This window comes from Haladaptatus salinisoli (genome assembly GCF_020614375.1).
GTDB classification, from domain to species: domain Archaea; phylum Halobacteriota; class Halobacteria; order Halobacteriales; family Haladaptataceae; genus Haladaptatus; species Haladaptatus salinisoli.
Genome location: NZ_CP085329.1, coordinates 456,548 through 475,345 on the forward strand (window position 1 = coordinate 456,548; position 18,798 = coordinate 475,345).

Annotated in this window: 14 protein-coding genes; 9 read left to right on the plus strand and 5 right to left on the minus strand. The window is 61.8% G+C overall.

Features of this window, described 5'->3' with window-relative positions; all coding sequences use genetic code 11:
• The first annotated feature begins 107 nt into the window (after nt 1-107).
• The 3 genes from LIX00_RS20020 to LIX00_RS20030 all read left to right on the plus strand — a co-directional run bounded on the left by LIX00_RS20020 (nt 108) and on the right by LIX00_RS20030 (nt 4,251).
• Nucleotides 108-2,207 (plus strand): SPX domain-containing protein, encoded by a 2,100-nt coding sequence (locus LIX00_RS20020; RefSeq protein WP_227356322.1) that lies wholly within the window; start codon nt 108-110, stop codon nt 2,205-2,207.
• Nucleotides 2,208-2,253: 46 nt separating this feature from the next.
• Nucleotides 2,254-3,300, plus strand: coding sequence for a DUF1616 domain-containing protein (locus LIX00_RS20025; RefSeq protein ID WP_227356323.1), 1,047 nt, complete (start codon nt 2,254-2,256; stop codon nt 3,298-3,300).
• 429 nt (nt 3,301-3,729) lie between these two features.
• Entirely contained in the window at nt 3,730-4,251 is a 522-nt protein-coding gene (locus tag LIX00_RS20030; protein WP_227356324.1) for a hypothetical protein, read from the plus strand.
• Nucleotides 4,252-4,405: 154 nt separating this feature from the next.
• Here LIX00_RS20030 and LIX00_RS20035 read toward each other — a convergent pair whose 3' ends face one another.
• On the minus strand, nt 4,406-6,736 hold the full coding sequence (locus LIX00_RS20035) for a hypothetical protein (RefSeq protein ID WP_227356325.1): 2,331 nt from the start codon (nt 6,734-6,736) through the stop codon (nt 4,406-4,408).
• A 525-nt stretch (nt 6,737-7,261) separates the two neighbouring features.
• Between LIX00_RS20035 and LIX00_RS20040 the strand changes: the two genes are divergently transcribed.
• Nucleotides 7,262-8,941, plus strand: a complete 1,680-nt coding sequence (locus tag LIX00_RS20040; RefSeq protein ID WP_227356326.1) for an outer membrane protein assembly factor BamB family protein — start codon at nt 7,262-7,264, stop codon at nt 8,939-8,941.
• A gap of 204 nt (nt 8,942-9,145) precedes the next feature.
• Here LIX00_RS20040 and LIX00_RS26385 read toward each other — a convergent pair whose 3' ends face one another.
• The gene (locus LIX00_RS26385; protein WP_438267110.1) at nt 9,146-9,481 is read right to left on the minus strand and encodes a DUF7344 domain-containing protein; all 336 of its coding nucleotides are present in this window, start codon (nt 9,479-9,481) and stop codon (nt 9,146-9,148) included.
• Nucleotides 9,482-10,035: 554 nt separating this feature from the next.
• Between LIX00_RS26385 and LIX00_RS20050 the strand changes: the two genes are divergently transcribed.
• Nucleotides 10,036-11,058, plus strand: a complete 1,023-nt coding sequence (locus LIX00_RS20050; RefSeq protein ID WP_438267111.1) for an NADP-dependent phosphogluconate dehydrogenase — start codon at nt 10,036-10,038, stop codon at nt 11,056-11,058.
• 67 nt (nt 11,059-11,125) lie between these two features.
• Here the strand turns inward: LIX00_RS20050 and LIX00_RS20055 are convergent, their stop codons facing one another.
• Nucleotides 11,126-11,845 carry a CPBP family intramembrane glutamic endopeptidase gene (locus LIX00_RS20055; RefSeq protein WP_227356328.1) on the minus strand — a complete coding sequence of 240 codons (720 nt, stop codon included), beginning with the start codon at nt 11,843-11,845 and terminating at the stop codon, nt 11,126-11,128.
• Nucleotides 11,846-12,078: 233 nt separating this feature from the next.
• Here LIX00_RS20055 and LIX00_RS20060 point away from each other — a divergent pair, with 233 nt between their 5' ends.
• Both LIX00_RS20060 and LIX00_RS20065 read left to right on the plus strand, forming a co-directional pair.
• Nucleotides 12,079-12,375 (plus strand): DUF202 domain-containing protein, encoded by a 297-nt coding sequence (locus tag LIX00_RS20060; protein WP_227356329.1) that lies wholly within the window; start codon nt 12,079-12,081, stop codon nt 12,373-12,375.
• A 187-nt stretch (nt 12,376-12,562) separates the two neighbouring features.
• Nucleotides 12,563-13,627 (plus strand): FAD-binding oxidoreductase, encoded by a 1,065-nt coding sequence (locus LIX00_RS20065; protein WP_227356330.1) that lies wholly within the window; start codon nt 12,563-12,565, stop codon nt 13,625-13,627.
• A 78-nt stretch (nt 13,628-13,705) separates the two neighbouring features.
• Here the strand turns inward: LIX00_RS20065 and LIX00_RS20070 are convergent, their stop codons facing one another.
• Entirely contained in the window at nt 13,706-15,007 is a 1,302-nt protein-coding gene (locus tag LIX00_RS20070; RefSeq protein ID WP_227356331.1) for an APC family permease, read from the minus strand.
• Nucleotides 15,008-15,153: 146 nt separating this feature from the next.
• Between LIX00_RS20070 and LIX00_RS20075 the strand changes: the two genes are divergently transcribed.
• Entirely contained in the window at nt 15,154-16,002 is an 849-nt protein-coding gene (locus LIX00_RS20075; protein ID WP_227356332.1) for an SMP-30/gluconolactonase/LRE family protein, read from the plus strand.
• A 177-nt stretch (nt 16,003-16,179) separates the two neighbouring features.
• Complete coding sequence (locus LIX00_RS20080) at nt 16,180-18,036, plus strand: glycoside hydrolase family 15 protein (protein WP_227356333.1); 1,857 nt, start codon at nt 16,180-16,182, stop codon at nt 18,034-18,036.
• Nucleotides 18,037-18,049: 13 nt separating this feature from the next.
• On the opposite strand, the gene LIX00_RS20085 is transcribed toward LIX00_RS20080, so the two are convergent.
• On the minus strand, nt 18,050-18,784 hold the full coding sequence (locus LIX00_RS20085) for a DUF1003 domain-containing protein (RefSeq protein ID WP_227356334.1): 735 nt from the start codon (nt 18,782-18,784) through the stop codon (nt 18,050-18,052).
• Between the last annotated feature and the right edge of the window lie 14 nt (nt 18,785-18,798).

Genomic DNA, 18,798 nt, shown 5'->3' on the forward strand with positions numbered 1-18,798 from the left:
TAGTTCAAGGTACTGGTCGATTCGTTCGCGTAGGCTTTCCCTTCTCGGTCCGCGACCAAAAAGAGGTATTACCTAGTAACTTGTACCGTCTTTCGGGATCCAAGGTTATGCGACACGGTGAAGTCGTACTCGTGCTCCTGTTGTTACTCTCGGGAGCGGGGACAGCGGCGGAAGATCCGACGGCGTCGGGTACCGAGCGGGGGATCATCTCGGAAGTCGACGGAGGTGAACTCTTCGTCGGAACCGGTGTCGGAAAGAGCGCCGCGAACAATTCGTCGGTTCTACGGCATAAAAACCCGGACAGCGCGGGCGAGAAGGGGTCGTCCGAGGACGTGGAGCGGTGGCTCGCCAACCGGTTGTCCGGGCGACTCAACCAGAGCGTGGTTCAGATCAGTCAAGGGGATTACCAGCGCGCCAAGCGTCTCGTCGACAACGACTCCGAGTACTCCGAGATGCTCGGAAAGTACGTCAACGTCTCCGAGGGGGCGAAGGAAGGGGAGTCCGGAAAGCAGTTCGAGCGATCCCAACGGAACCAACAGCAGTTCGTCGAAAACGTGAGATCGTATCGAAAAACGCTAAAAAAGTACCAGAAAGCCAAGCGAAACGGGAACGAGCAGCGGGCGAACCAGCTCGCACGCGAACTGAACCGGTATTCCGATCGGGTAAAACGAAACGGCGACGACCTCAAGCGGAATCTAAAGAACGTTTCGTCCAACCAGACGCAGTTCTCGAACACCACGCGAACCATCGACGAGATTTCGCAGAATATCACCCAGCGCCAAACTTCCATCGCTCAGCGGGAGTTCACGGGGACGAGACTGTCGAACCTGATCGTCCAAACGCCCGCTTCCTTCCGCAATCCGCTTACAATAACCGGGAAACTGACCGCGGCGAACGGATCCGCGCTGAGTAGTCGACCGATCACGCTCAGGATAGGGAACCGATCCATCCGGACGAAGACCGACGGCGACGGGTGGTTCAACGCGAGCTATCGTCCGACTTCGCTGAAGGCGGGTTCCGCGCCGCGTACGATTAAGTACATTCCCCAGCCCAATTCGGCCTATCTCGGGACGAACGCGACGGTGAACGTTACCATCAGACAAACCGAGCCGACGGTCGAGATCGAGGAAGCACCGAGGACCGGGCGTTACGAAGATAACCTCACCGTCACCGGGAACGTCACGGCGGCGAACGCGGGCGCATCGCAGGTGCCGGTGGTCGTAACCGTCGGCGGCGCGCCGATCGGAACCGCGCAAACGTCGTCGGACGGTTCGTTCACCGTCGAAGGTACGCTTCCGGCCAACGTATCCGCCGGCGAACGGCGCGTTCGGGCGCGTATCGCGCAGACGGGACGAGCGATAGCGAGCGCGAAAACGTCGAAACCGATCACCGTCCGGCCGACCGCCACCGATATCTCGATAAACGCGACTCGGAACGGGAGTCTAATCCACGCGACGGGGGCGCTTACCACTACAACCGGCGCTCCGGCGGCCAACCAGACGATTCAACTCCGCGTGAGCGGGCGAACCGTCACGACCGTTCGAACGAACGAGACGGGGCACTATTCGGTGGTAACCCCCCTCCCGAACGACACGGTCTCGGGCAGAGAGAGCGTCGAGGTCGCTGCCGTCTACGCCGAACCGACGACGAACCTCGAGTCTTCGACCGCACGAACTCGCATTCAACTCCCCGCGGAATCGACCGAGCTAGCCGACTGGCGACTCTGGCTCGCCGGCGTCGGCCTGCTCGGCCTCATCGTCGGCTGCGCGTACGCAATTCGGTCGCGGGAGCTGCTGGAGCGCGATTCGGACTCGGACGAGTCCATCGTCCCGGAGGACGGTATCGAAGAACCGGACTCGACCGAGGAGTCCGCCGAAGGCGAGGTCTCTCGCGAATTGATTCGGACGGCGCGCGAACAGCTAGCCGCCGGACGATCCAACGTCGCCGTTCAAACGGCGTACGCGGCCGTTCGGCGGCACCTCGCGGTCGAGGGGGCGGACGACGGACGTACCGGGTTGACGCACTGGGAGATGTACCGCGCTTTCCAACTCGGCGACGGTGACGACGACAGCCTGAGCGCGTTACACGAGTTGACGCGAGCGTACGAGGTCGCAGCGTTCGCGTCGGCGTCTCTCTCACCCGATGACGCACGAACTGCCGTCGATGCGGCGGCCGCTCTGGTTTCGGAGCCGACCGCGGACGAGTAGCGAACCGGCTCAATACTTTTTACTATCACTATCGAAGTGCGAGCCGATGGCCTTCGAAAGCGATCTGTGGTTGTTGATTCCTCGCTCGGTTCGTCGGTTCCCCGCCGATCTGGCCGCCGTCGTTTGCATCGTCGCGCTAACTTGCGGCTCCGTACTACTCCCGGGTCTCGAAGGAACGCCTCTTCGGATCGTTTTCGGTCTGTTTTTCGTGTCGTTCGCCCCCGGCTACGCGTGTATCGCGGCTTTGTTTCCGGAAGCGCGGGACGGTGGGGACGCCGAGTCTCGAACGGACGACGCCGGAGAGCGGAACACCGTTCTCCCGCGGCCCGGTCGCGGCATTGGCGGATCGGAACGTCTCCTCCTTTCCATCGGGACGAGCATTACCGTCGTCCCGACGATCGCTCTCCTGTTGAACTTCACTCCCTGGAAGATTCGCCTCGTTCCGATGCTCCTCGCGACCAGCGGTTTCACCCTGATCGCCGCCGGAATCGCTACGTATCGCCGGGAGAAGTTACCCGCGAACGAACGCTTTGCCGTTTCGTACGAGTACTGGGTGAACTTCGGACGAGAAAAGCTGCTCGAACCCGATTCTCGCGCGGAATTGGCGCTGAACGTCGCTCTCGTTCTGAGTCTGCTTCTCGCCGTGGGGAGCGTGACGTACCCCGCTACCGTTCAGGAGGGAAGCGACTCGTTCACGGAATTCTACCTCCTCTCCGAGGACGAAACCGGAGAGCTCGTTGCGGACGACTACCCCTCGAAGTTCACGCGCGGCGAGAGCAAACCCCTGTACGTCGGCATCCGAAACCGCGAGCACCGAACCACGAACTACACCGTCGTCGTCCTGTTACAGCGCGTTGAAACCGCGAACGGCACGGTGCGAGTGACCCAGTCCCGGGAACTCCACCGCTTTCATCCGTCGGTCAGGGCGAACGAGACGTGGCGGGTCAAACACGAGGTTACGCCGCGAATGACGGGTGAGCGGTTGCGGCTGCAGTATCTCCTCTACAAGGGCGACGCGCCGCCTCGGCCTGCGGCGGGGAACGCGTACCGCGAGCTTCACCTCTGGGTGAACGTTTCGGCCTCTAACCGCTGAGATAGCTTCGGACGGCCGTTTCCGTCGAACGAGCGCGTAGGCGCGGTTCACCTCCCCCTGACGCCGGTCCTCTTCGACCGATGCGAACACGGACGGCGGAGTGTCCCCCGATCGGAGGGCGAGCGACGCGCGACGGTACCTCGATTCGGATGCGGAACGGAGCGAGATTGCGATTTTTCCGCTTCGCTCAGTTCGGGGCTTCTCGCGGAGAAAAGATGGACGTTTATCGTAGTCGGCGTTCTTTATTTCCTTATAGGGAATGTAATATTGTGCGCTGTTTCCATTGATCACGATTTTTCTCTCTGAAGTGGACGAATTTTGCATTATCTGAGATCTATCGTTTCTTTGGTCCGTGCCGCGATCTCTGCTCGAAGATTTCCTTCCTAATAAGGAAACACTTAACTCGACGGGTCTCGTCGTCCCTATTCGATGCCGGACCCGAACTCGAAGGAGAAGGTCACCGACGCGGAAATCCTCTCCGTGTTCCGCGAGACGACCGATCCCGTCCTCGCGACGGGCGAGGTCGCCGACCGCGTGCCGCTCGGACGACGGGGAACGCTCAATCGACTCGATGCACTGGCCGAGGGGGGAAAACTGCGACGAAAGAAACTCTCGAAGCGCTCGCTCGTCTGGTGGGATCCGCGGTGGACGACGGTCGGCGATCGGTGCGTGCTCTGTGACGACCCCGCCGAGTACGAACTCACTACGAAGGCCGTCGGCACCAACCCCGTCGTGCGACTGATTCGGAAGCACGACCGTTTCACCGTCTGCGGGAAGTGTACGACCGCGCTCGTCGGCCTTCGCGAAGCTTTGCCGGCCGAACGAGTGTTCGTCGATCGCCTCGGCGCGGACGACCAACCGATTCCGACGAGCGAGTTCGTACGCCGAGGGCTCAACGAAGCGGACGGGACGAACGAATCAGCGGCCGAGAAGGGGAGGGAAGACCGCTAGCGCTGCGAAGAACGCCGTCGTCCGAGTCGGATTTTTCGTAATCGCGTCCACCGCGCCGGTGAGCGCGACGAGCGTATCCATCACGACTGTCGGGGAGAGTTGGTCCTCCTTCGAGGCTCCGCGAGAGGGTTCTCGCCGTACCGGAAGGCGGCACTCAAACGGAGCCTTCGAAGACGGCGTATCCGACCGCTTCCTGAGTGTGGGCGGTCTCGGCGTCGGCACTCTGTTCCTCTTCGACCTTTACCTCGACGCCGGTTCCCGACAGATTTCGATAGCGTAGATTCGCCGTATCGGGGCCGTTGAACGTTTGGAGGTCGGCGATGAACCGCGGTGTTTCGTACTGCTGCTGGAAGTCGATACGAGACCATCCGTCGGTGACCGTCGTTCCGGTTCGCCGTACTTCGAACGGTTTAGTGTTGAGGCGACCTGTCGCTTGCTGGAGCGCAATGAAGCCGACCGTCTCGTTCCGGTGCCAGCCACCGGCTTCCTCCTCTTGGATCTGCACCGCGAACGAACCGCTAGAGACGTCCCTTAATCGCGTGACGATCGGTTCGGGTCCGTCGAACGTCTGCGCCTGCGCCAAGACGACCGGATTTTCGGTGCCGAAGAAATCCCCGAGCGACACGGTCTCGAAGGCGGTGGAAACGGACGTCGTTCCGGCTTTGATCCGATAGGGCGAGCCGTCGCCCAGCCGTAGTTCGTGCTCGCTCGGTTCGACCGTGAGCGCGTGAAATCTCTCGAGAGAGTGCACCCCGGTGAGGTACGCCCACTCTTCGAGCTTGTACTCGAAGTCGCCACCCGCGACGTTCTGGAGGCGGACGTGGCACGGTTGGCTCCCGCTGAACGAAAGCGGCTTTCCGACGACGACGCGGGTAGATTGCTCGCTCGAATCGAATTGGTGCCACTGATCTCTGCTCGTCTGTCGGGAGGAGAGAGTTTTCGTGGAGAGCGGTGCCGCCGGGTAGTACGGCTCTCCGTCCACGGTCCACGTAGCCGACCCGCTCGCCTCCACGGAGGCGATACCGCCGACCACGTAGAAGGCGTAGACCTCCCCCGGCGGTATCCTTCCGGTCGCTCGCTTGGAGTTCGGCGGGCGTGGCGAGATGGGCGTCGCTCCCCACGTCATGGTGACGGTCGCCCCGTCGTTACCCGCAGGAAGGACATACTCCCCGGCTTCTATCTCGTACGTCGCTGCCGACTGATTTCCGGTGTTGTCGATGCGGACCAGTTGCGCCGACTGCATCGGCACCTGCCCTAACGACGGCGGGTTCGGCAGCGGCGGCGTCGTGTCCGGCGCCGCGGGATCGCCGTTGATCGTCATGTGCGACTGAACGTAGTCCGAGTTAGTCTGGGGACCGCTCCCGCCGAGAACGCCGGAGACCGTCCCCCACGAATCGGGCGTCTGCCCGATCCAGACAGCGTACTCGGAGTTGTGGTCGTTTCGAACGTGGACGTTTTGAAGCTGAAGGAAATTGAGATCGGCGGGAGTGCCGTCGCTCATCGTTCCCTCGTACGTGTATATCGCATCGTGGTTCTTCGTCGATAGGTAGCTGATGCGAGCGTTGCGAACGTAGAGACGCTTACACGGCGCCGGCGCCGTAATCGCCCCGCCGCAACTCGAATCCGAAAAGCGGTGGTAGAAGTCGCTGTCCACGATAGCGAGCGTTCCGTCGTAGCTGTTGATGCCGGCCGCGGAGTTCGTCGGTTCGTTGGCCTCCGCGTTCACGCCGCGCTGGAGCGAACCGTTCGACCACGCCTGTGTCGGGTGCTGGCCGTTCTTTATCGAGACGCAGTTTCGCACCTCGGTGTTACCGCCGAGGCGCATGCCGTTCTGCGTATTGCGGAAGAAGCAATTGTAAATCTTTAGCATCCCCTCCGGTTTCTTGGCATAGATTGTGTTTTCGCCCCACAGCTCGAACCAACAGCGATTGAATACCAACTCGCCCTTCGCCGATTCGACCAGGACCGCCCGTCGATTGCTGGCTTCGGTCGGCGCGCACGACCCCTCGTGGAAGTAGCAATCTTGAAGGAGTCCGCGAGTACCTTCCGCAGCCGACAGCCGAAAGTACGTTCGGGCTTCGCTCGAGTTGTTGCTCCCGACGTTGGCGTCGGTGGCCGCTCGCACCTTTCCCCGCGTAACCAACCGTCTCAGCTCCCAGTTGCCAGCGGCGGAGTTCATCCTCACGAACGGCGGCACCGCGACGTTCCGCATGTCGAGTTCGAACCCATCCAGCACGAACCCCCTCGAGTACACGTCCACCCACCGCACGTTGTCGCCCGACTGACCGGGAACGAGGCGCGCGCCGTCGGGGGCGATGAGTTCGAGATCGTCGGTCCCGGATTGAACCACCAGCTCGTTTAGTTTGTAGGTACCCTGCGGGAATATGATGGTCGTATCGCTACCGACGAGGTCGTTGAGGACGGGGTCGATGGCCGCGCCTCCGGAGTTGTCCGCCCCCTGCTCCACGATATTGTACGTCGGCATTCACACACCCCCGCTCGGTGTGCGCGCGAAACTCACTCGATCGTCCGACGACCGACGGCTGTCCGTGGACGTCCGCGATTTTCCCCTGACGAGTCGTTTGCCGTCCCTCCCGGGATCGTTCGTGTCAATTCTGTCTGTTTTCCGCCCATCATTTTTGCTCCAGGGCATAGTTTAATTACACGGTTGTAAAGCTATTGTTATGGGGAGCCTGAAAATGAATTCAATTCGGTGGACTAGAAGTAAAGCCGCGGTAGAGGGCGTTTACCGCGAGAGGATCGATACATTTCTGCGCCGTATCGTGTTGCACCGAGTTTGGCGGTGCGATTACCCGCTTTACTCGTCGAACGTCTGCGCTGCTACCTTCCAAAATCGGTAGCGAGCGGCCTCGAAGACCGAGTCGCTTCCGTTTCGTAACCGAGCTCGTGAGAGCACGCACCGTCGATATACTTCGCTGATAGTTCCATGATTTTTCGGTTCAGGATGCTCATAACAAAGCGTTATCCAGTTGCTTTAACTATTGGTTGTATGAACGAAAAACGACAGATGCGGAGCGGTCGAAACAGCCGGCGAACGTTTCTGAAGACCGTCGGAGTCGCGCTAGCCGCCGCGGGTTCCAACGGAGCCATCGCCACCGCACGCGAACCGGGCGAGGGTCGGGAGTCGTCTGACGGCTGGACGGGTCCCCGGTCGGGCCCGGGACGGACGGGAGCGACCGACGATAACGGGCCGACGCCGTACGCTACCGAGGGCTGGAAGATGGACTTGGAAGGTAGCACGTACAACGTCGAGCCGCTGATCGCCGACGGGGTGCTGTATCTGGCCGTCACGACGGACAACGATCCCACCAAAAACAAGGGCTACGTCGCCGCGTACGACCCGGAAACCGGCGATCGACTGTGGAAACAAACCGATCTCCCGGGACCGAAGGCCCCCTCGATCGGCGACGGACGGCTGTACTTCGCCGCGAGGGTCCCCGGACTCCTCGATAACGGCGAGGGAGGGTTTTACGCGCTCGACGGCGACACCGGCGAGCGAGCGTGGAGCAGAACGGATTATCCCCGGTGGGCTTCCCCGGTCGTCACGGAGGATCGCGTGTACACGGCGAACGACGAGGGGGCGTACGCGCTCGACCCTGCGACCGGCGACACCGTCTGGAAGACGGACGGGGTCGGCGGCCTCGCGAACGGCGTCGACGGGGCGTTGAGCTACGCCGACGGAACCGTGTTCTTCAGCGACGGTACCGCGCTCCGTGCCGCCGACGGTTCGAAAAAGTGGCGGGCGAACGACGACGAACCCACGTTCGGCGATCACGCGGCGGCTGACGGGCGGGTGTACTATGCTCGAACCGAGTACATCGTCGGGAACGACAACGACCTCGCCGTCGAAGCACGGTCGGCGGTCGACGGGACGGTCGTTTGGACGTACGATCCCGACGGATCTAATCGGTGGGACGGACGACTCTCGATCGCCGACGGTCGCGTGTTCCTCCTCGAGACGAACGGCTGCAGTTCGGTCGTAAGGGCGCTCGACGCGGGGACGGGGGAGGAGATGTGGGAGACGGAGGCGGAGGGAACGCTCCGCAGCGATCCGGTCGTGGCCAACGGAACGATATACGTCGGCGGGTGGTACGCGCCGGATGCGAACAGTCCGGAGGGTCGCGCGCTCGTCCACGCCCTCGACGCGGAGACCGGCGAGCGACGGTGGGCGTACTTACTCGACAGTAGTGGTCTCGAAACCTCGCCGGAGAACCCGCCGGCCGCGGGCACGCCGGTCGCGGGGGACGGTAAGTTGTACGTCACGACGCACCCCGCTAACTCGACGCTCGATCACCGATATCTCTACTATTCCAACTTCTTCGTCCTCGATTCGACCGACGAGCGGCCGAGCGACGACCATCGGCTCCCGAGAGACGAAGCGTCGGACGACTGCGACGAGTGTCCGCGGCCGAAAGCCCGCATCGACGCGACGCCGCCTCTCGATTCGTGCGACCTCGAGAGCGGCGACGTCGTCAGGCTCGATGCGTCCGGCTCTGCGGGCTGCGAACTCGGCTACGAGTGGGATACCGACGGCGACGGTCGGTACGACCAGTCCGGGAGTTGGGTTCGGGTGCGCGTTCCCGAATGCGGATCCGTGACGGTGACGCTCCGAATCACGGACTCGAACGACGAAGTTGAGAAAGCGACCGAGACCGTATCCGCGAACTGACTCGGCCTCGCGTCGGAGTTCGAGCGTTTGGTTCGGCGCTCCCCGCTACAACCGAAACCGATGGTCGTCCCGCAAAGAGAGATCGTGACGACCGTGCCGAGGAAAGACGAGGTGGCGGCAACGACGAGCGATTCTCCTCGACGGACCCCCGAAAATCGCGGTTTTTCGGCAGAAACGGTGAATAGGGGACACAGTCGAACGACGTTACGACGGCGTCGGTTCGTGGTCGGCCGCGAAATCGATGGCCGCCTCGAGTCGCGGTTCGTTTCGGTAGCGAATTCGATCGTTCTGCTGATCGATTTCGACGGCTCCGCAGTTAGCGAGTTTCGGCAGATGAATCTGCAGGAGTACCGTTCTCGCCCGTCGTGGCGAAGTGAGCTCCTCCATTTCGCGGAAAAGGTGCATAGCAAGCTCTTCGCGCCCAACCGAATCGGTCTGCGTTTTTCTCAGATAGTAAAGGATCTGGCGTCTGATGGGATTGGCCAGGAGTTCGAAAACGGTGCTGACCGTGAGACGAGGCGAGGTTTTGGATTTGGACATAGTACGGTGTGAGGGCGGCGCGGCGGCGTTCAATTTGAATGCAAGCGTTATTTTATTTCTTTCGGACGTTTATCTTTTTCTCTGTCCTTATTCGGAAATTATTGTTTAGCCATATAAATATTTTTGAACCATGTATGAGATATAACTTCGGTAGGAATTAAAGGTGAGGCTGAAAGACGCTGGCACACGAAGTTCTCCTACCCGCGGATTTTGGTTGCGTCCAGCCGATCAGTACTCGCTTCGATCGACGTCCCCGCACCGTTTACGGTCGGTTGCTCGGACGACATTGGTAGGTTCTTCGAACCGCTTCGCCGCCAGTCGCGCCAGTAGCAACCCATCTCCGCTCGAGAAAGAAGCCGAGAATCGTATCTCGCTCCCGAGCCGATTCGAACCTCGAGCCGGAAAACGAACGGCGCGCAACCGATCAAACAGCCGTGTCGCACGGTGTTTTCTTCGTGACCCCGATGTTTATCTCCGTCAGTGGCGTTTTTCGAGTGGTGGATGGTGACGGGGCGTGGGAGTTCGAAGAGAGGGTGCATCTGCTGGAGATCACAATGACAGCACGAGAACTCGGAATTATCGGACTCGGGACGATGGGCGGGAACCTCGCGAGACAAGCCACCGATGAGGAGATCCGCGTCGTCGGTATGAACCGCTCTCCGCGTCCCGAACTGGAATCGATCGGCGTACGGATGATCGAGAACGGCGACTTCGACGCGTTCGCCGCCGCACTCGATCGACCCCGAGCGATCTACCTCTCCCTGCCGGCGGGGCCGACCATCGGCGACGAACTCGACGCGCTCGTCCCACACCTCGACGAAGGCGATGTCGTGCTCGACGGCGGTAACTCGTACTTCCGCGACTCGATGCGCCGCGCGCATCGCGCCGCCGAGCGAGACGTTTATTTCCTCGACTGCGGCACGAGCGGCGGCTGGGAGGGTGCCCGTCACGGGGCGTGTTTCATGGTCGGTGGATCGGAGGAGGGCTTCGAGATAGCGCGGCCCGTTCTCGAACGACTAGCCGTCGATGGGGGCGTCCTGTACACTGGCCCGTCGGGAAGCGGCCATTACGTGAAGCTCGTCCACAACGGAATCGAATTCGGGATGCTGCAGGCCATCGGCGAGGGGATCGAACTCCTTACCGACGGCGAGTTCGACCTCGACTTACCGGCGGTGTTCGATAACTGGTCGAACGGGTCGGTCATCCGAAGTTGGCTCGTCGACCTCATGGGGGAGCAACTACGCGAACGAGGTCTCGACGATGTGCCGAACTACATCGAAGACACCGGTGAGGTGAACTGGTTGGTCGAGGAAGCGCTCAAGAGCGAGACGCCGATTCCGGTCATCTCGCAGTCCGTGATGGAACTGTTCAAGTCGCGCGGCGAGCAGCGGAACGCCTACCGCGCGATAGCCATGATGCGCCACGGCTTCGGCGACCATCCGTTCGGTTCGAACGAGGCGATTCAAAACGAACGGGTGACCAGCCGAGTTCGCGACGAATCGAGGCTCGAACTGTCCGTCGACGATATCGCCGGCGACCGTCGTAACGACGACCGAAGCGAACCGCGTGGCGAGTGAAGTCTGACCCTCTCAATCCGCTTCGTTTCTCGATTCGGGGAGCGCGACGGATCGGTTCCCGTCGGGACTAGCGAATCGCGAGATACGCCAGCAGAAACAGCGACGCGTCGTAACACCCGTGGATGAACGCGTTCACCGCCAGGTTTTCCGTCCGTTCGTAGGCGATCCCGAGCACCAACGAAACGACGAACAAACTGGCGATAGTCGCAACTCGCGCCTGAAACGCGCCGACGAGCGAAAGGGCGTGCGCGGACGCGAAGATCGCCGACGCGAGTCCGATGGCGATTGCCGGGGAGAACGCGTCCCGCAACCGCGATTGAATGACGCCCCTGAAGAGGAGTTCCTCGCCGGGGCCGATGATGAGAAACGCGCACGGAATCAGCAGCAGGAACACGCGCGGATCGTCGACGCCGAGTCGAACGACCTCGTTTTGTGCCGAGTGGATTCCCAGCGCGCCGAGAATCGAAACGACGGCGAACATCGCCGCCAGCATCGCGAGGACGCCGCCGAGCATCCACTTACCGTCGTTCACCGTCGGAACCCGAACGCGGACGTACTCTCGCCCGCGAAGTCGAAGGTACAGCAGCGATATCCCGCCGAAGGTGACTCCCTGAACGAGGAGCAGCGAGAGAGCGATTCGGAGTTCGGGATCGCCCCGTACTGAAACTCCTCCGAGAGCTAACGCCCGACTCGCGCCGAGTACGAGCGCGAAGCTGCCGAATATGGCGACGATCGCCAGCCCGAGACCGACGCCGACCGCGCGGAGAGCCTCCGTGACGCGCGTCATCGTAACCTACTCCATCGCTAGGAACTCAGAAAACCGTTTTCCACGGTTCGACCCGTCTCGGGACTCGCTCGCCGCAGCGCATCGGCCGATTCGTCCGTTATCATCTCCGGCAACGCCATCGCGGTACGTGCGCGAGGGGTACCGAAAGTCGTCCGGGGTAACGAGCGAGTCTCCGTAGCGAGCACCAGTCGCTTTACCGATGGTCGACTAATTAGAAGGGGGAGACTCGAACCATGACCGACCGAGACCGCTTCGATCCAACCGAACACACCCTCAAACTCGCCGAGGAGCGACGGAAGTTGGCGCGCGAGCGGACGATCCTCGCGCACATCCGTACCGGATTCGCGTCGTTCATCTTCGGAACGACTGTGATCGGCTTCTTCGAAAATCTAACGTCGGATCTGGCGGGCGGCCTGTTTATTTTCGTCGGCGTCGCCTTTCTCGTGACCGGCTGGAAGTCGTACGCCGAGAGCAACCGCCGGACGCGCGAACTGCTCGAGGAGGCGGAACAGTCCTTCCACCGCTTTTAGTCGGACGACGGCGTCCCAACACGTCGTACGGAAGGAGACCCCTACGAGTCGCTCTACGGTCCCGCTTCGGGCGGAAAATCGTGTGAGAACGGCGAAGGGATCGGGACGAGTTCCGCCCGAGAGTTCGGCGGTACGAACGCCCTCCATTTCCCGATATACCTAACCACTTGGCTGTCCACTAGGGGGTATGATTGTCAAGCCGCACATGACCCAACACGAGTTGGTCGATGCGGAGCCGATGGTGTCCACGTCCGCGACGGTGGCGAGAAAGGAGGCCATGGATAAACGTCGGGAGGTGACCGTCAGAAGGGCCGCGAAGCGACTCCTTCGCGAGCACGACCGTGAAGCGTGGGTCGACGAGGTGATGCTAACCGATGACGTCGATTGGGAACGCCTCTGGGAACTCGTCCACGACCACGCCGTCGGGGGCCGGTTAGAAAAGACGTTCCGGACGCTCCAAGGGCGCTACGAACGGGCGAACCCGTCGCTCGTCCGAATCCGATTCGACCCGGAGTCCGAGTTCGACTGCGAACCGGGCGAATACATCACGGTACATTACCAGCACGTCCCGCGAGCGTACTCCGTCGCGAGTTCGCCGAATCGCGATCACATGGAGATCTGCGTTCGTCGCGTTCCCGGCGGGAGACTCTCGACGCAGTTGTGCGACCGCTTGTCCTCGGGGGACGAGATAGGGGTTCGCGGGCCGTTCAGCGGCGAGTTCGTCGGCGGCGAGTTCCTGCTGCAGGAACGATCCGAGCGAGACGTCGCGTTTCTCGCGACCGGGACTGGCGTCGCGCCGTTCAAATCGATGATCGACTACGCGTTCGAGGAGGGATTCGACGAGTACGCCGGCGGTAAACGGAACATCTGGCTGTTTCTCGGCGCGTCGTGGGAGGACGACCTTCCCTACCACCGCGAATTCCGAACGCTCGCCGACGAACGCGAGAACTTCCACTACGTCCCGACGCTCAGTCGGGAGACGACCCTCTCGGAGTGGGACGGCGAAACGGCGTACACCCAGTACACGTTCGCCACGTACCTCGACCGGGAGAAAACCGCGGTCGCCGAACTCCCCGACGACGTCCGGCCGTTTATCGACGAGGAACCGAAGTACGACATCGACGCTCGCATCGACCCGAACAACCTCGAACTCTACGCGTGCGGCATCAACTTGATGGTTTACGGCATCGTCTCGGTCGCCGAGGCGGTCGGCGTTCCCGCGAAACTCATTCGGGGTGAAGGGTACGGATAACCCCGGTCACGAGGGGGGTTCGGACGCGCTTCGCGTAACGGCGCGTAACGAACGAGAACGGGCGAAACCCCGTCGCGATCAGAGGTGTCGTTCGATCTCCGACACCTCGGTGAGAATGGGCGCTCGTTCGAAGTAGAGCACCTCGACCGCGACGACCGCGACGACGAGGGCGATTACGGTCACGAACACGTTCGGTTGGTTTACGAACAGATAGTAGAGCAATCCGACGATCGTCGCCCCCGCTCCGAGAAAGCCGACGGCCGGAAGCACCGCCGTCGCGGGGGACGAGCGCTCGCGGAAGGCGAGGAGGCTGAACCCGCCGAATATCGTGACGAATGCGAGCGACGCGAACGAACTGATCGCGGTCAAACTGCCGAAAATGGCGAGTAGCGCGGTGAGCGCGCCGAGCGCGAGTAGCGGTCGAATCGGTTCCGCTCCTCCGCTTCGGAGCCGACTCGGGAGGAGATCGTCCGCGATCAGCATCCGCGAGAGGCGCGACGCACTGAACAGCGTCGCATTGAGTGCGCTGCCGGTCGAGAAGAGCGCGGCGATCGATATCAAGAAAAAGCCGATCGCTCCCAGAAACGGTTTCGCGGCGATTGCGAGCGCGGTCTCCGACTGCTGCTGGATGGTCTGGGCGCTCACGAGGTTCGTGGTAACGACGGCAACGATGACGTACAGCGCGGTCACGCCGACGATCGAGGAGTAAATCGCCGTCCGAATCGTCCGCCGCGGGTTCTCGATACTCTCTTGATCGAACAACAACAGCTCCCACCCCTCGAACGCGACGAAACCAATCGCCGCGGCGAGCACCGTTCCGAAGCGAAAGTCCGACAGGCCGGAGCGTATCTCTCCACGACGGAGGCCGTAGTAGAACCCGCCGACGCCGAACCCGAGCAAAATCAGCACCTTGAGCCCGACGAGGACGTCTTCGGTGCGTCCCGACGCGTGGGCACCGGCGACGTTGAGACCGACGAACGCGACGATCACCAGCAGCGTGACGAGCGGACGCAGGGGAATCCCTCGGACGGAGCGGACGCCGGTGAGTTCGGTGAAGTAACTGCCGAACGCGTAGGCGTACAGGGACATCGTTCCGACGTACCCGATGACGAACGTCCATCCAGTCATTCCGGCGAGCGCGGTTCGACCGGTGAACCGCTCGATGAACGCGATGGGATTCAGCTGCTCGTCCGATCGCGCGTTCAGTCGAAGCGCCGAGTATCCGGCGCAGAACGCTATCGATCCGGAAACGACGAACGCGATCCACGTCGCTCGTCCCGCCTGGAGCGCCACGACACCGAGCACAGCGAAGATACCGCCTCCGACCATCCCCCCGACGGCCATCGATACGGCTTCGGCCAGACCGATCTTCCCTCGCATCCTTGGTTGTTACGCCGCCGTCGATGTAAAACGGGGTGACGTTCGGCGCTCTCGATCGAGTGCTCGCGAACTCGGTCGACCTCGGCGCGTCGGTCTGCGCAGTCGGCCGGTAACAGTTTCGTGGTTAGCCACCGACGTGCCGAACGATGGAGCCGCAATTAATAGCGAACACCCGCTGTCGAACTGGCGAAGGCCCCCTCTGGCATCCCGACCGGGAGATCGTGTACTGGGTCGACATCCCGCGAGGCCGACTCTTCAGCTACGACCCGGCGACCGGCGAACACGAGCTACGGTACGAGGACTCCGTCATCAGCGCGCTCACGCTTCAGGCGGACGGAAGTCTCCTCCTGTTCATGGATCGCGGTCGAATCCTCCGCTGGGACGACGACTCGACCACCCCCGTCGTCGACGGGATTCCGGCCGAACGCGACTCGCGGTTCAACGACGTCATCGCGGATCCCGAAGGTCGCATCTTCTGCGGGACGATGCCGACGGACGATCGACTCGGTCGTCTGTACCGACTCGACCGCGACGGTTCCATCGTCGAGCTCGACGACGGATACGACATCCCCAACGGTATGGGGTTCACGCCGGACGGAACGGGGCTCTACCTCACGGAGTCGAACGCGCGGCGCATCTACCGCTTCGAGTACGACGCGACGACCGGTGACCTGTCCGATCGTCGGGTTTTCGTCGAAACGCCGGAACACGACGGCGTCCCCGACGGCATGACGGTCGATGCGGACGGTAACGTCTGGTCCGCGCGCTGGAACGGCCATCGCGTGGTGCGGTACGCACCGGACGGAACCGTAATCGGACGAATCGAACTCCCGGTGAAAAAGGTGTCCTGTCCGACGTTCGGCGGGTCGAACTACGCCGACCTCTACGTGACGACCGCCGGCGGGGACGACGAGGGCGACGAGGCCGGAGCGCTCTTTCGCATCTCGGAGGCCGGTTCGGGCGTTCCAGAGTTCCGCTCCAGAATCGCGACGTAGTCCGGTATCGACGTCGGGAAACGCGTTTCGACCGCCGAAATTCGAGGACGGAACTCGTGCGGTCGTGGGGGGTACAGAGGCGCGCGGTCTTTGTGGATGGGGGGTGTAACCGATACTACGGAGTCCCCGAACGGGTCCGTGGACGACCCGAACGCGCGGACGATTCGGTGAGAAGGAATGGTGTACAAACGTCTCGAACGGTACGGTCTCATAGGAAACCTCGAAACGTGTGCCCTCGTCGGCGACGACGGCGTCATCGACTGGTTGTGCGTTCCGCACGTGGAATCGTCGAGTGTTTTTGCTCGACTAATAGACGACGACATCGGCGGCCACTTCGCCGTGCAACCGAGCGAATCGTTCAACTCGCACCAACAGTACCTCCCCGATACGAACGTCCTTCAAACGCTCTTTCAAACGGCGAGCGGAAAGGTCACCGTCACCGATTTCATGCCCATCGCCGAATCCGAAAGCCGACGGCCGAACCCTCACCAAGCCGTGTATCGGCGGATCGGCGTCGAAGGAAACAGCGATCTTCGAATCGAATTCGTCCCTTCGTTCGACTACGCGCTCGCCGCGCCGGAGTTCGAGCCGAAAAACGGCGGTCTCACCGCTATCGGAGACGAGACCGAGGTTACTTTGTTCGGATTCTCTCCCGACCGAGTCGGAGACGGCGGTGCGTACGGGACGCTGTCGCTGACGACGGGCGAAGAGGCGTGGCTGATACTCTCGTTCGAAACCGACCGATCCGAGTTCGAACCCGAACCGGAGAGCGTCCTGACCGATACGGTTCGGTACTGGCGGCGATGGGTACACGACTGTGACGATCCGACCAAGTGTAATCTCCGCGGATTGTGGCACGATCACGCCGTTCGCTCCGGATTGATACTGAAGCTCCTCACGCACCACGCGACGGGAGCGATCTGCGCCGCCCCGACGACTTCGCTTCCGGAGGAGATCGGCGGGTCTCGGAACTGGGATTACCGATACAATTGGCTTCGAGACGCGGCGTTCACGACGCAAGCCCTCTTCAAACTCGGTCACGAACGCGAGGCCTTGGAGTACCTCGATTGGTTCGTCGAGGCCTGTCAAAACGTTCCACCTGCCGAGATGCAACCGTTGTACGGCCTTCACGGCGCGTCCGACTTGACCGAGCGTACGCTCTCGCACTTGGACGGCTATCGGCACTCGCGGCCGGTTCGAGTCGGCAACGCGGCGCACGAACAGCTGCAACTCGACGTCTACGGGGAGCTCCTCGACGCGATCTACGAAACGACGCGCTACGGAAGGGATGTTCCTGAGCGCGCGTGGAACTCGCTTCGGGAAATCGTCGATTACGTCTGCGAGGTGTGGGACCGTCCCGATGCGGGTATCTGGGAGGTTCGAAGCGAGCCACAGCAGTTCGTCTATTCGAAACTCATGTGTTGGGTGGCGCTCGATCGCGGACTTCGCCTCGCCGAACGCGCCGACGCGAACGGGGACTTCGGAAGGTGGACCGAAACCCGCGACGAAATCCGCCGGACGATTCTCGCCGAGGGATACAACGACTCGCTCGGCAGCTTCGTTCGATCGTTCGAGAGCGACGACACGCTCGACGCGGCGGGTCTCCTCATCCCGATGCGAGGGTTCCTTCCGTTCGACGACCCTCGCGTGCAGGGCACGATCGATCGAACCCTCGAGCGGCTCGCTACCGACGAGGGGTTCGTCTACCGATACGAGGGTGCGGACGGCGTTCCGGGCGAGGAAGGGGCGTTCCTTCTGTGCTCGTTCTGGCTCATTAACGCGCTCGCACTCGGCGGACGGCAACGCGAGGCTACCGCCATCTTCGAGCGAATGCTGAAACACGCGAATCCGCTCGGCCTGCTCGCCGAGGAGATCGATCCGGCGACCGGCACGCAACTGGGAAACTTCCCGCAAGCGTTCAGTCACATCGGTCTCATCAACAGCGTGATCTACCTCAACAGAGCGCGCGGAATCGAACATCCCGGGCCGGAGCTTCGAGGCGTCGGATCGTCCCCGCACATCGACGACGAATGACCCCATCGGTGACTCACCCCGTCTCGTTATCGCTTGATAGCTCGTCTATGAGTTCCGCCTGCGTCTCCTGGATCTCCAGTAGTCGTTGCCACTGTTGCGTGAGGAGGTGGTCGAGTTTGTCGTTGATTCGTTTCACTTCCAGTTCCGACTTGAGGTTCACCTCGTAATCGTTCTCGGCGCGCACGCGGTCTCGATCTTCTTGGCGATTCTGACTCATCATGATGACCGGCGCTTGAAGCGCAGCGAGCGTCGAAAGTACGAGATTGAGCAAAATGAACGGATACGGGTCGAACGCCCGACTAACCAGCACGACCGTATTGAGTACCATCCAGCCAGCCATGAACGCCACGAACAGAATGATGAATCTCCAACTCCCCGCGAACTCCGATAGTCGGTCCGAAAGCCGATCGCCTAGCGTGAGTCGATCTTGATACTCCTCTTCAGTATCGTGGGCGATGATCTCGTTCGTCTCCAGCGATCCCAGGACGTTCTCTTCTTCACTCGAGAGGCTGTCCGCGCTGTCTTCGGCGAGTAGGTTGCGAATGTGCTCGAGTCGGTACCGGTGTAAGTCTTCGGTACAAATAACGCCCGTCTCGTCCCACCCCGGATGGTCCTTTCGAACGAGCGATCTCAGGGGCGCGTGGACGAACTCGGCGGCCACCATTTGAGATCCGGGTTTTTGCTGGTGGCAGACCGGACAGACCACCGACTCACCGCCCGAATTGCGCGTTTGGTCCGTACTCGTCATCCCCGGAGAGTTCA